7 protein-coding genes and 1 pseudogene are annotated in these 14,417 nt (G+C 52.5%); 7 read left to right on the top strand and 1 reads right to left on the bottom strand.

Going from position 1 to position 14,417, the window contains the following annotated elements; all coding sequences use genetic code 11:
- Window positions 1–95 precede the first annotated feature (95 nt).
- On the bottom strand, window positions 96–536 hold the full coding sequence (locus E4633_RS03745; RefSeq protein ID WP_135868916.1) for a single-stranded DNA-binding protein: 441 nt from the start codon (window positions 534–536) through the stop codon (window positions 96–98).
- 571 nt (window positions 537–1,107) lie between these two features.
- On the opposite strand from E4633_RS03745, the gene E4633_RS03740 reads away from it, so the two are divergent.
- From E4633_RS03740 to E4633_RS20970, 7 genes and pseudogenes are all read left to right on the top strand, one after another.
- On the top strand, window positions 1,108–5,733 hold the full coding sequence (locus tag E4633_RS03740; protein ID WP_135868915.1) for a hypothetical protein: 4,626 nt from the start codon (window positions 1,108–1,110) through the stop codon (window positions 5,731–5,733).
- Window positions 5,734–5,790: 57 nt separating this feature from the next.
- Window positions 5,791–7,512 carry a hypothetical protein gene (locus E4633_RS03735; RefSeq protein WP_135868914.1) on the top strand — a complete coding sequence of 574 codons (1,722 nt, stop codon included), beginning with the start codon at window positions 5,791–5,793 and terminating at the stop codon, window positions 7,510–7,512.
- A complete protein-coding gene (locus E4633_RS03730; protein WP_135868913.1) occupies window positions 7,509–9,200 on the top strand; it encodes a chemotaxis protein in 1,692 nt (563 codons plus the stop codon). Before E4633_RS03735 ends, E4633_RS03730 begins: the two co-directional genes overlap by 4 nt.
- 148 nt (window positions 9,201–9,348) lie before the next feature.
- Window positions 9,349–10,182 carry a TnsA endonuclease N-terminal domain-containing protein gene (locus E4633_RS03725; protein ID WP_135868912.1) on the top strand — a complete coding sequence of 278 codons (834 nt, stop codon included), beginning with the start codon at window positions 9,349–9,351 and terminating at the stop codon, window positions 10,180–10,182.
- Window positions 10,175–12,415, top strand: coding sequence for a DDE-type integrase/transposase/recombinase (locus tag E4633_RS03720; RefSeq protein ID WP_162604932.1), 2,241 nt, complete (start codon window positions 10,175–10,177; stop codon window positions 12,413–12,415). Before E4633_RS03725 ends, E4633_RS03720 begins: the two co-directional genes overlap by 8 nt.
- Window positions 12,412–13,866, top strand: coding sequence for an ATP-binding protein (locus E4633_RS03715; protein WP_135868910.1), 1,455 nt, complete (start codon window positions 12,412–12,414; stop codon window positions 13,864–13,866). Before E4633_RS03720 ends, E4633_RS03715 begins: the two co-directional genes overlap by 4 nt.
- A pseudogene (locus tag E4633_RS20970) lies at window positions 13,863–14,372 on the top strand (TniQ family protein); the annotation flags it as partial. The gene E4633_RS03715 and the pseudogene E4633_RS20970, both read left to right, overlap by 4 nt.
- Window positions 14,373–14,417 lie beyond the last annotated feature (45 nt).

The raw sequence follows: 14,417 nt of genomic DNA, 5'->3' as shown, positions 1-14,417 counted from the left end.
GGGGACGGAAGCATCAGTCAAGACGTGAAAAAAGAAAAACGCCGTAGATCAGGAGATCTACGGCGTTTTCGTTCACGATGAGGTGTGGGGTCCGACTAGAACGGGATCTCGTCGTCCGGGTTGAATACCGGCTCCTCGTAACCGCCGCCCTGGTTGTAGTCCTGCTGGGGACGGCCGCCGCCCTGGCGCGGTGCGCCACCCTCACCCTTCGCGGAGAGCATCTGCATCTTCTCACCCACGATCTCGGTGGTGTAGCGGTCCTTGCCTTCCTTGTCGGTCCACTTGCGGGTCTGCAGGCGTCCCTCGATATATACCGTCTTCCCCTTGGCGAGGTACTCGCCGGCGATCTCGGCGAGACGCGCCCAGAGGGTGACGTTGTGCCATTCGGTCTTGTCTTCCCAGTTGCCGTCCTTGCCCTTGATCCGGTCGGTGGTGGCCAGGGAGAAGGAGGCTACGGCGGTGCCGCCGGCGGTGTAACGGACCTCGGGGTCCTTGCCCAGGTTGCCTATGAGCATCACCTTGTTCAGACTTGCCATGGGGGTGTTCTCCTTTTGTGTGGAATGTTAAAAGTTTTTGGCACTAGCTAAAAGACTTTGTCATAAGTGAAAAGAGTTTGTCACTTGATGAAAGACTTTGTCACTGCCGTAAATGCCTCGAGGGACCAACGTACTTCAGCGCCCAAAAGTGTAGAGTTTAGGCTCGAAAATAACACGAAGACCTACCACGCGCAATACAAATGGGGATATAAGTGGAAGAAGGCGTTTTCGCCATGCTACCTACTCCATCGTTGGATTTTTTTACGCACCTCCTCTTTCCAGAGCGTCTATCCCGAGGAAACTATGAGCCACCTCTCTTCGCCTCCCCCACACTTGGGGATAGCGGCTTAAAATCCTCACACTACCAGCTTCATATTAATAATGACTTGTGATAACATTCGTGCGCTCCTGAGCACGCAGAGGGTTCCTATTAAATTAGTTCTTCCCAGCGGGTTCTGCTTCTCTTGGGCCTTTCAACGGATGCTCGTTCGCGCGCGGCGCCATGGTGGCGCAGTGTGCCATCATCGCCTGATGCTACGTGAGGGAACCCGTACCTTTCTTGGAGTAATGGATGCAAGAATTGGCGATGCTAAAAGCTCTCCTACAAAATGAGGCAGAGCCTGGAACGTTGGAGAGGCTAGCTGCGGCGCTCCTCGGACAGTTGCTAGGCCTCACCATAGCAGTAGCCAAAAGTGGGTTCCAACATGGAGGGGACGCTGGACCCAGCGGGCGCCAAGGCAGGCACTTCCGCATTGAGTGCAAGAGGTATGGTGACAAGACGCCATTGAGTGATCGGGAACTTTTAGGGGAAATAGATCATGCCTTGTCACGCGACCCCGCCCTTGAAGCATGGATCCTTGTTGCGACACGCGAAGTTCCGGAACAGCTTGAGCAGAGCCTGAACCTGAAGGGTGAAAGTATTGGAGTGCCGGTAGTCATACTGGATTGGAAAAAGGACGGAGTGCCTGCATTGGCCGCCCTGTGTGCCCATGCTCCTGATATCGTCGAGCATATTTTTTCTGCGAAAGCTGGAGAACTTGCACGCAGGATTGGACCGATCTCAGCGGAAACAACCGAGCGCCTCCAGCGTGATCTTCAGTCATGGTGCTTGGGCTTTGAATCTCTGAAGTCGCTCTGCTGGAAAAAGATCCTGAGCATTTGGGAATCTCCTCGTGCCTCTAACGCCGCTCTCGGGCAAAACGCAGCTGGCGGCGCAGAGAGTAAGAAAATTCGCCGGCGCCAGGTTCATGATGCGCTCGATGTCTGGTGGCATGGCGCTGCCCACGATGATGCACCTGCAGCCGTCATCGGGTGGGACGGCGTTGGTAAAACATGGGCAACGCTGGATTGGTTGGTGGATAGTCATGAAGTACTGCCGGCTGTGATGGTTATCCCCTCTTCAGCTGCAGCCGTCCTAAGATCTGGAGCCGAGACGGAGCTTAAGTGCTTTCTTGCAAATTGCCTGTATGAGATCACGGGACTTCGCGACAGTCAGCACTGGTTGCGCCGTCTGAATAATCTACTGCGACGACCAGCCGATGAAGGTCCGGTTCTCACTCTTTTGCTCGACGGGCTGAATCAAGAGCCGTCAGTGCCTTGGGTCCAGTTGCTCAAGACTTTGCAGGGGGAGGCATTTCAGGGCCGCGTCCGAGTCCTCATAAGCACCCGACCCCATCATTTTGGAGACCGACTCCACGGGTTGCGAGGTCTTGTGGTAACTGCTGTCCAAGTTGCCGTTGGTCCCTTTGATAGGCAGCCTGGCGGTGAACTCGACCGACTCCTAGCATTTGAGGGGCTTACCCAAGCCGATCTCCATCCTGGAGTCCTTCGCCTTGCGCAGAATCCGCGCCTTTTTCGTTTAGTCATGCACCTGAAGGACCGCCTTGTCGAAGCCGGGCAAGTCACTATCCATCGCCTGCTTTGGGAATATGGACGGGATACTCTTGGATACCGCGACGGTAAGTCTTTCAGCGAAGCGGAATGGCTGGAGTGGTTACAAGAGATTGCAGGTCTCTATCGGGATGGAATACAGTCGTTTTCACTGAAGGAGCTTAGCGACACGGCTGCTCGGGCAGATTTATCAGGAAAAGAAATATATGCCCGACTCAGTGACATCATCGATGGCCGCTTCGCCATACGTGACACTTCGGGCAACATACGGCTGACCCCCGATATCGTGGCTCATGCGTTAGGAGTAGCATTAGTTGCTGAATTGGAGGGGATTGCGTCGCCGTCTTTTGATTCCGTCAACAACGAGCTCACACGTTGGTTAGATCCACTAGGAGGTCTGGAGCAGCGAGCGGACGTATTGCGGGCTGCCGTATCAATTATTGTCGAACGTGGCGTAGCCACCTCCCCTGTTGCCGGCGTTCTAGTAACAGCATGGCTACAAACCCAGAATGTTCCAGACGAGCACCGGCTTGAAGTAGTCGCGCTAGCAACAGAGCTCTGTGAACCACTGCTATGTTGCATAGAGCACTCTACGGAATATGCAAACGCCTCTGCACGTGGCTGGTCCGTTAATGCTTTGCGCGCAATCCCCCGGACAGATTTTACCGCCCTGGCGGCAATTGTAGGACGGGCATGCCAGTGGCTCTCCGTAGTCTCACGTGAGGTTGAGCCGAACGAGTCCAATTCAGAGATTGAAAAAAGACGTTCTGAGCACTTTGCCGCCCGCATTGGTGTCGATGCTTCTGGCCCAATTCGCGTCCTTGGTCTCGACCTTCGATTTGTTGACCACGATAGCCGGGCGCTTGGCGCGACTCTACCCTCAATTCTGGAGGGTTTTCCACTAGCACCAGCCGTGAGTATCTTCGAAACTGCTGCTGTTGTTATGGCTATTAAGTGGCAAAGCGGAAGTATGTGGGATAGACTGAAGTGGCTTTGCCTGCTGAACGAGGTCGATCCTCTTGAGACGACAGATGCCTTACGTGCAGTATCTGGTGCGGTGCTTAAACGGCACCCCGAACCTGGAGTGCACCAAGGCTTACCTGCACGCGCGGCAGCCCTCCTGCTGTGGATGACTGGTGAAGAAGTTGACGAGAGCGAAGCCGCCGCTATTGATTCAGGCCTTGATCGCCACCTATTTTACCAAAAAGATTACCTTCCCGATCCGTGCCGGAGCTGGTTTCGATTGGAACGCCGTCACGTTGAAGCTGTTCTCCATAATATTGAGGTGCCGATTCGCGTGCGGATCCAGCGGACTCGGGAATTCTGGTTAGATCCCCATTTCGAGCCACCTGCAGCATTCATAAATGAAGTTCGAGAATATGCCCTGCAATTTGCCGTTGAATGTGTGGGGACGCGTACCACAAAAACAGCTGAGGATCTTGAGTTCGAGGATTTAGAGCCTGTCCTCGCTAGATGCGATCCCAATCTTCTCACAGATCTCATTCGACGTAAGATGCAAAGCCTTCGAGCTTGTCCTCCAGAATCTCGCTACTGGGCTGCAATCCATGCCCCCGAATCCCTTCTCATCGCAGGTGATGCCGAAAGCGAAGCTGCCAGAATACTCCGATCCAGTGCAACATTGGAGTCGGAGCGCAATGAACTGACGGCAGTTACGAACTTACTCATCATAGAACTTCACAACAAAAGTTTCACTCGCCAGATCGAAGTTATTATCGAAGCTGATTTGGAACACCTCTATACTGACCTTTTAGAGATTTTTCAGAAATCTCATGCCGACGAAACTGACGCACTCATCTGCCGTTTTAGCAATGGATCAGAAGCTGAACGGCGAGCTCTTCTCACCTTACTTTCCCATACTCGCATAACCAACAGTGACACAGCGTGGGCCTGGCTGACCCAAATTGCATTCGGCAGTGACGTCAGCCTCCAAGGGCTTGCGTATTTTGCTTTGCGAAACATGGACTCAGCCCGGTTTGGCAACGAGCTCTTTCTGCGTGACTGGACATGGTCTCCTAGTACAGAGTTTTGGATAAACCACTACGGGAGTGGTGCCCTCATAGCAGGAACGATAGCCGTTCCGTTCGATCAAGTGGCCCCACGACTGGCACCTTGGCGTCTTCTTGAAGCAGCGTGCCGACGTGGAAGCCACATAGCGGAACTGCGGCTGGCCGCGACCATTCTTGGCGAGATCCTTAGGACAGAGCATGCGGAAGTTCCTGATCCCGGCGTGACTGTTGTAGCCGACCGTCCTGAAGGTGAAGATGGGCAGCTTTCCCTATCCGTAATGGCTAAAGAATCGACCGCGGATTCAATTACTGCCTTACTTCAAGCATTCGAACACGAAGCTCAAATGAACGCGCTCCAGCGGGCAGCCAAGACCGCGATTGAGCGAATACGGTCCGCACGAGCAAATGGAGCAAAGCTGTATCTCACTAACGTTCATGTAGAAGATCTCGAAGCTGTAGTGGTTCATATCCCGGAATTTTTGGAGGGATGGCTGGAGGGATCGGAAACCTTTACCACTGATTTTAGGCGGCGGGTTCTGCTAGCGGAATCTGTATATCTTTCGCTTTGTGAAGCGTTACTCAAGCATGACACAGTTCGCGGGGTTACGCTTTGGAGAAGCCTGCGGCAGGCTCTAAGAACCCGGTACGTGGGCCGGGCTGATATCGATGACCTTGTCCATATGGCTTTTCGGGCACCCGACAAACCGGAAATTTCGGAACTCCGTAAGGAAATAATTAAGGAATGTTCAACGGACAAGGAGTTGTTGGAGATTGCAATTGCAGCGACATGCAATGGAAAAGGCGAATGGCTATCCAACCTCATTGCAGAGGATAAATCCTCACGTTTACCCTGGCGCCGAAAGCGGGGCGTAGTATTGGAAGGATTTACAGCTCACAATGATCTGCCGATTCCTGATGCATGGCCCGACTACGAGCTGAAGACGGGGCACGAAGGCCTTTACCACGACTCATGCTGTCAGCGTTCCCGGGAAGGCTCTTCACACCATTGGTGGAAAAAGTACTTAAGTAGTTCCACCGCGACCGACGGCTATGCTGCATGGGTATTGTTTCTGCGATCAGCTGATAGGCGTGCTTGGATCTGGCTAGGCGCTGACGTAGCCGCGGCAGACGATGGGAGTGATCTTTTTCAGCTAAAGATGAAGCACGCCACGCTGAACAAGCGCAAGGTTGAGAGATGGATGAAAAAGCATGAGGACGGCTTTGACAAAAAATTCTTGAAGCGCGATATCACCGATAATCTTGGTCCTTGGGTGAGGTAGGTTGGCCGGGTAAAGAAAATTTCGGAAAGCTTCTGAGGTAATTGACGTGAGGTAGCAATGGACACGGTACCAACATCTGAAGAGCTGGTTGCTTCTTTCCACGAAGGGACTCTGGCACTTGAAATGGCGCGGAGGTTTGGCTTAACGGATAAGGCAAATCTCGAAGTGGTCGAAGGCCGTTGTGCTGCGTTGCACAATGCTGGCACGATCGACCTGCTACAGCTTATAGAAGGCGATTCCCTCTTGGGGTTAGAAGGTCACCATTTCTTCAGCGCGAGTAACTTCTATTGCCATATAATTCCAGAGCTTGAAACAACACCAGCACGCATGATGGCGTGCATCAATGCCTTGGTGGCTCGCGGCGGCAAGGATCTGGCGGCAAACCAACCAAACGCAGCTTTCCGCGCCTGGTGTGAAAAAATGCCTGAACGAGCCTGCAGCGTTATTGCCGCAGCGCGTGCCGGTGATCAACTCGCCGTTCACCATCTCACCTTCGCCTTGGAAGCGACAAAGGCTTTCGCGGAAGCCCGTGAGATCGCGCTCGAATACTGTGATGAGCGCCGCCTTTCAGCTATCACAGCGCTCGGGCGCATTGATGACAAAGACGATGCCTCCCGCGCCGCGACCCTTGCCGTTTTTAGCGAGTTAACAGAATCCAAGCCTGACGATAAGCAGCGTGCAATGATGCTCAATGCCACGGCAGCCATTCTTGAGCGCGGCACCGATGTCGCCCCCTCTGAGGCAATAGCCTTGATCACCCGTTTGGTTGAAGGTGCGGGCACGTTTACGATGCAACAGTCAGCTTATATACTCTCGGCCTACCCAAAAGCTCTTATCCCGGAGATTGTTGAATGTCTACTAAAGGGGTTAGCCCATCTCCAACCTGCAAGCGAAGCCGTAATAAATGACCTGGATCTAGGGTTGCAGTCATTGCTCGAACACGGGTATGACGATGCCCCCATCAATTATGTTACGGATTTACTTTCCCGAGAAGATAACCACCTTCAGCTCGATGAACTCCAAAGTTTCATGAACACCTTGCTCTCAGGGCCGAAAGAGCGTCTCAGTCGTGCTGTAGTCAAGTGGCTTTTGCTTGGCACCCGAAGCCTTTGCAATGGTCTTCTTAATTCACTAAAGACTGGTGGGATGGCTGGCCCAGTTCTTGAGATCCGCTCTGGCGATCTGGCAATTACTTCTGCTGCACAGATCTTTCTATGCAGAAAAGCGATCGGATGGTTCTTCTTTAAACCGATCACTGCCGCGTCAATTGTGGTCTCTGTGCTAAGAGTTTGCGAGGAAGAGACTGCTGTCCAGGTACAGAAGCTCTTAACCGACCCGCTCCTGATTAATTACGTAGGCGTACGAGACTATCTTGGAAACCTCACGGCTGAAGATGCTGCAAAAAGTCGCGTGGATAACTGCCTGACTGAGAATGATCGCTACCTCGCAGCAATACAGGATCTTCCTCTTATAAAGGAGCTTGGTCCCTCTGAACACAAACGAAGCATCCAAAGGCTACGCACTTTCGACCAGATGCGAGACGCCCAGAAGGCAGCGGAAAGCCAGTCTCCGCTATTGAGTATGATAAAACGTTCCGTACTTCTATATGGCAACCGTTCCCTCAGTTTCTTAAATGATGGGAGCGATACTCTTAGACCATTTGAGATGGACCTGAAGCCCTATAGCATTTCTTTTGAGATGCCTCGTATGGACATAGTTGACCCGGTAGGTCTTGATTACACCATCCGGGTCTTCCGAGGCGAAAGGCTGTCGTCATGAAACTGCTCATACGTGATTATCTCGCCTCACTCAAAGAACGTGAAGAACTTGATGCCATTCTCCCCGACCTCCTGAGCGAACTTGGCTTCACTGTTTATTCCCGACCACGACGGGGTACCCTGCAACGTGGTGTCGACATTGCTGCTGTCGGTGAGGACAACGACGGTGATCGAAAGATATTCCTTTTTTCTGTAAAGCAGGGGGATCTTACTAGGCAGGACTGGGATGGGACTCCGCAGGCACTACGGTCTTCACTCAATGAGATCCGGGATGTATACGTCAGAAACAGGATCCCTGTGAAGTACAAAGACCTGAAGGTTGTCATCTGCCTCGCTTTTGGCGGCGATGTCCACGAACAAGTACGAGAATCCCTTACCGGCTACATCGCCGAGAACACCACGGAAAGAATATCCTTTGATGAATGGAATGGCGACAAGATCGCTGGATTGCTCCTGAAGGGAATTCTCCGCGAGGAGATTCTTCCAAAACCAATGCGCAGCAGCTTCCAGAAAGCAGTTGCTATGATCGATGAGCCTGACATTGCATACCAACACTTCGCCCGGTTAACCCACGACCTACGTGAATTTGGTGAAACATCAGGCAAGGCACGGGTCCGTGCAGCTCGGCAACTTAACATCTGCCTGTGGATTCTATTCGTTTGGGCTCGTGACATCGACAACCTGGAAGCGCCATACCGCGCAAGCGAGTTAGTGTTGCTCAACGTATGGGAGCTTCTACGCCCCACAATTGACCGCAAAAACCATGAAGCAAAAGCCCTCAACACCGTCCTTCAACAGTTGATCGAATTACACCTTAACATTTCATCGGAATTTCTAGAGCGGAAGGTCCTGCCGTATGCCCAGGTTCGCCACGGCTTCTCAATGTCGATTCGCACACAGGCTTCACTGGATGTAAACCTTGCCCTCTTTGAGGCGTTGGGCCGAATCAGCCTGACGGGGCTCTGGATTTACTGGCTCGGCCAGCACGGAGACCAAATGAACAAGGACGCTGCCCATGCTCGGGTGGTGCACCTTATTCAAGCGGGACTGGCGTTGATCAACAATAACCCGTCCATGTTCCTGCCTGTATGCGATCGGCAGGCAACCGACGTCGCCCTTTTCCTTCAGCTTTGGCTAGCAAGCGAGCTGGATCCGGTGGGAATATCGTCGTGGCTTCAGGAGATGGCGGGCCGACTTATCTTCACCATCCACATACGTGGTCGCTACCCCACGTCATCCTCTGATTATCGCGAACTTGTGGATCACCCGCGTGATCGATCAGACGAATACTTCAAAGAAGCGACCGCTGGCAGCACACTTATCCCGCTGATCGCAGCTTGGTTGCAAGCTCTTGGCCACGGAGACACCGTCGAGGCGTTGAGTACTCTCATCCGGGAGGATTTGGCGCACTGTACGCTGCAGCTTTGGACGCCAGATGCCTCCTCAGAATCGCAATTGTACCTCGGGGACAATATCCATGGCTGCGCTCTTTCGGATATACCTTTGGCCGAAGGGGGGGCACAACTACTTGCCACAATATCGGAAGGTGCTCGCAAGAGCACAGGGTTCAAGGACCTGTCACCCATCAAAACTAACTTCTGGCCCATCCTGCTCGTGGCCTGCCGGCATCACCAGCTACCGGTTCCACCTGGGTTCTGGATTGAGTCGCTGATTCCACAGAACCGTTAGCGGTGGTTTTGAACATGCCGCGATTTGACATGCGACCAGCATCGAGTGCATCACAAACCTTTCAGATACTCCCATTGACGGGGAAACGCCATCATCGAGGGGTGGGTGAAAACAGCAGGTTTCTTGCTGGCGTCCGGGAGGAAGACGCTTGAAGAAAAGAAAAAATGTGACAATGCAAGATGTCCAAAGATGGATTGCTCAGGGGTTGGGACAGGGGGAAGGATCCCTTTATCGCCCATTTTTCTATGTCAGGGACGTCCCTTCCCGCGGCCGTTCACGCATGGTGCTCGGATTGAAGACCGGCCGCGTTCACCACTATCTGTCCGACCTCGAATATGCCTGCCATCTTCTTGCGGAGTATGAGCCTTCGGTCGCAGGCATACGCGAACAGTTTGCTTTGTTAGAGTGGGAGGAGACGCAGGAAATTGCCGATCGCTTCGGCATCCGTCATCCAATCTACCCGGGAACCGCCACACCTACAGTGATGACATCCGATCTGGTTCTAAGCCTAGTAAAGGAAAAGCGTCCCAGCGTGGCAGTCGTCTGTGTTAAGCCGTTTTCGCAAGTAGACCCTGTAAACCCGAAAAATAGCAGAACGAGAGAAAAGCTGTTTATAGAGAAGGTGTACTGGGAGAAACGAGGAATCCCATGGCAGTTACTTACGGAGAAGGAAATTCCTTTAGTTCGAGCTCAGAACCTCGACCGGCTCCGAGTGCACATGGTAGCTGCAGAACTCAATTGGCTGGACGATCACATGGAATCTTTTCTGGAGGAGTTTAACTCCAGTTGGGGCAATGACAGCTCTTTTCTCACCATTTTAAGTCGCGTTGCTGGAAGAACCGGTCTCTCCAAAGATGAATGTTCATATCTTTTTGGAAGGGCAGTATGGTTGCGGCTTCTGGACGTGGACCTAGATGCGCGAGTAATCCACCATGATATGCCGGTGCCGAGAGCGCAGAGACGGGAGGCGCATTTTGTTTGAGATAAACGACATCGTATCTGCAGCGCCGGATACCTCTACTTTCGTAGAGGGATTCGCTCGAGTTGTTGGAATAGGTCCGGCCGGAGATATCTACCTGATCCGGCTCGATATTTTCCCGCTTACGGCGCCATTCCCGGTTCCGTCGTCAGAATTCAGAGCAGCAATCGAAGCAGGGGAAATTCTTCTAGGCCAGGAAGTCGAGCTTGAGTTGGTTCCGACCACGCAACAACTGACTCCTGTGGAAGAAATGAAGAAGGAAAAGGCTGTCAGCATCATTGCTCCCCTTTTTGAAACCGACGAAGCCCTCTTTGACTCAGAATTAAGAGGAAAACTGTTCCAGAAGCGGGCAAAGGAGTGCAACGTCTCTCCTCGTATGGTTCGGCGCCTCTTTTACCTGTATCTTTGGGGTGGGAAAAGCGATCGTGCTCTCGTCCCGCGCTATTTCAAAAGTGGTGGTCTCGGACTACAGCAAGCAGCTGGTTCAAAAAGGAGGGGCCGCAAGGCAAATGATAAAACGACGGCAAGCCAGGTCCCTTTGCCGGCCGTACGTGAACAGTTGGAGAAAGGGGCAAAGATGTTCTTCCTGCAGGGAGCTCGAACTCTGGAGGAAGCCTTCATGGAAACAAAGAAGATGTACTACAAGAAGGGAACCCTCATCGAGAGCAAGGGGAAAATCAAAGAGAATCTTCTTCCACCAGAGAAGTTACCATCGCTCGGACAGTTTCGCTACGTCTGTGAACAACTAAAGAAAGAATTGGGAATCAAAGTGCGGAAGGTGGCGCGCAGGATCCGGCAGAAACGTCCTAACTGGGACTTTAGGGGGTGGAGCCGCGATCAAGTTCCTGGGCCGGGGTTCCGGTTCGAGATCGACGCAACAAAGGTGCAGGTTAGGTTGGTCTCGCGTTTCAACCGAGCGAAGGTGCTTAAGGAAGCAACCCTGTACATTATTATCGACGTCTGGTCCGGGGCGATAGTTGGGTATGCTCTTTCACTTCACAACGCGAGCTGGGCCCTAGCGTCCCAGGCGCTTCATAACTGCTTTACGGATAAACAAGCGGTATTCGATCGTCTGGGTCTCAACTACACCAGTGACGATTGGCCCTGTCACCATCTTCCTAGCCGTCTAGCAGCGGATAGAGGTGAGTTTGTTAGCGACAAAGCAGGGCTTGTTCCTGGAATCGGCATTGTGGTCGAGATAATGCCACCTATGTGCCCAGAACGGAAGGGCAAGGTTGAGTCAGCTATAAAGGACGTGAAGCACGGTCATTCACATCGCCTGCCCGGTCGGCATCCAAAGGTGCGCATGCGAAGAGAGAATGACGGGACCGATTCTGCTGCTTTAACAATCTACGAGTTGGAGCAGATTATCGTCGAGATAATCATTGGTCTGAATCACGATCCTGTCCCTAGTGATTACATACCTCCTGAGATGATCGAAGATGGTGAGGAAGATGTTACGCACATCGGCCTGTACCGGTGGGGGCTTCAGCATTACTGTGGGCACACTCGCAAGTTGGCCGATACTGAGATTTATGAAAATCTAATGATGAAAGGGGTAGCGTCGTTGACGCCGAGGGGCCTCTACTTCAAATCGCAGACCTTCGTCTCACCAACCGTGGTGAACGCGGTGACTTACAAGCGAGCATCCGGGAAAAACGGATTACTCGTAGACATTCGCTATGACGAGCACCGCGCTGACCGCATCTGGTTTTTCGACAGAAAAGCGAAAAAGTGGGTCCAAGCCCTGAACAAAGATGAGGCGGTTATCCGCAGAAAAGCCGCTTTCTTCGAGCTGGAAATCTTCCGAAATGAGGTGAAGCGACTGCGTAGAGACGCAAAGGATGAAAGCCTGCACCGCAAAAGTGAAAGAGATAAGGGCATCAGGCAGATAGTGAAGCAAGCAGAGGAGGAGGCTCGGGAGGACAGAAGGGGAGTATCCAAAGCGACCCGGAGGAAGGACATGAGGGGCAGCACTGAACTGGAAATCGAAGCAGCGAAAGCGCCAACGCCGCTATTAATGATGCCTGTGCCACCTGTGATGCCTGCGACACCTGTACAAATAGGTTCTGAGTTGCAGGAGATCTGCCAGGGCAATGACCTAACTCCAGCGGCTGAAGGCATGTCGCCTCCGATTGCTCCGCTGCCGGACCAGCAGCACCCACCGCCGGAAGTAAACAAATCTGACCTTACAATCGGTGAACTGGCCATGCAAATGTGGAGGAGTCGGAGATGACAGGCTTCATAAACGAAAATCCAGTTTACCATGCACTGCCAGTAAAAGATTTCGAAGGTAATCCCCTCGTAGAGGCACTGTTGCCGCCACCCAATTGCTCGGAAGAAGCAATTAGTAGTCTTTCCCGAATCCCAGAATTTGACGAGAGCGAACGAGACCTCCCTTCTTGCTACAGAGCGTTACTCCCTGCCCGTTTACTGAATTTCATGTTTCCGACAACCCAACATGCCCGGTTACAAGGGAGAATTTACGGTCAGGTTATGAGCGGGTATCGGTGGCGCAATCCGACTACGGTCACAGGCCAACAGTTCCTTCATGGGGAGATTCCAGCTCGTGAGGCGCTAGATTCTAGCATCCGAGGGCAATTCGTTCCGCAGGTGCCAGCCACCATCTCCTTCTTGACTGGTCTTTCAGGAATGGGGAAGTCCACTCTTATTCGTGCGGTAATGCGCTCAATGGGAAAGCCGGTCATCAGGCACTCCTACTATAGAGGTGCTCCCTTCTGCGAAAGCCAGATACTGTACATGATGCGAAATGTCCCGGACCAGTGCAGCGCGAAGGCGGTGTGCAAGAGTTTTGGTGATCGCGCCGACGATTTGCTCGGCATGAAATTATATGCGAAGATGTTTGCAGACAAGTCCATGACGAGAACGCACTATGTCTCTGCTCTCAGAAAAATAGTCGTCAATCACCACATCGGAGCATTAGTCGTTGACGAGTTTCAGAACATATCCCTCGCCAAGTCAGGTGGGAAGAAGGAGTTTCTTGCCCTGATCCTAAACCTACGTGAAGAACTGGGCGTGCCTATTATACTTGTAGGGACGTATCGGGCAGCGACTGTCTTACGGGAAGATGACAGTATAGCCCGGCGTCTCGTAGAAGGGGGATTTCACGAGTTAAAGAGACCAAGTAGCCATGAGGATAAAGATTGGCGATCGCTGTGTAATGTAGTCTGGTGGTTTCAGTGGGTGCGAAATCCGCAGCCGTTGGACGACGAGGTGGTGGAAGTCCTATACAGATGCAGTCAAGGGGTCACGGGAATAATGCTGAACCTTTTCGTCACTGCGCAGACATTTGCGATTGAGGAAGGGATGGAGACTGTAACTCCAGCCATGATTGAGGACGTGTATCAGAACCGTTTCCGGCCGCTGCACCCGATGATTCAAATCCTCAGTAGAAATGATGAGGAGGAACTTGCGCAATATGATGATCTGTATTTTGACGCGATGTCGGGGTTTAAGAGAGACCCGCTGCAGAATCGGCTAGAACGAGTCCGTTCAGCTCTAACTCTCAAGCAGGAGGAATTAACTGCAGGCCTTCATCGGGCTGGACAGAGCGGTAAGAAAGTGAGGTCTCAGAAGGATAAAAAAAAGGTGTCCGCAGAGGTGATACACGAGGCGCTCCATAAAGCTGGTTGCTACACGTCTCTTTTCGAAGATGGGACTCCATGAACGACAGGTCTGCCAACCACAACGCTTCGCCGTTTCCATTCTTTCCTCACCCGGCAAAAGGTGAAACAGTTTATTCTCTCTTTTGTCGGTGTAACGCGCGAATGGCCGCTACTGGCGGCCAACTGTTACAGGAGCTAACCGGACAACGTCGTAACACTCCACTCTTGGCGGCTCTTCCGGGGTATCTGCCAAAAATAGCATCGAGAATGCCGCATGGTCACCCTTGGCGCGACGCGACACTGATCGTTCGTGAGCATACTTCTCTACCTTATTTTACTTATTTTGACGACGCTAGGGAGCGGGACGAATGTGTTGTCAGGCTTAGTGTCTCAATGTCATCCCATCCTTTTTCAATGGCACTTGGGCTATCTCGCAATCAATGTCGAGCTTCAGCGCCCCATCCGCGTTATTGCCTCACCTGCGCAGAGGAAGACAGGCAGGCGCTAGGGTTCTCGTTGTTCAAGCGGGAGCATCAATTGCCAGGCGTTGCGGTTTGTTGGAAGCACACAACAGAGCTCTCAGAAGGATGTAGCCGATGTGGATTCTATCCG

It is taken from the genome of Geomonas terrae (genome assembly GCF_004791675.1).
Taxonomy (GTDB): Bacteria; Desulfobacterota; Desulfuromonadia; order Geobacterales; family Geobacteraceae; genus Geomonas; species Geomonas edaphica.
This window is presented reverse-complemented; position numbering and strand designations above follow the sequence as displayed.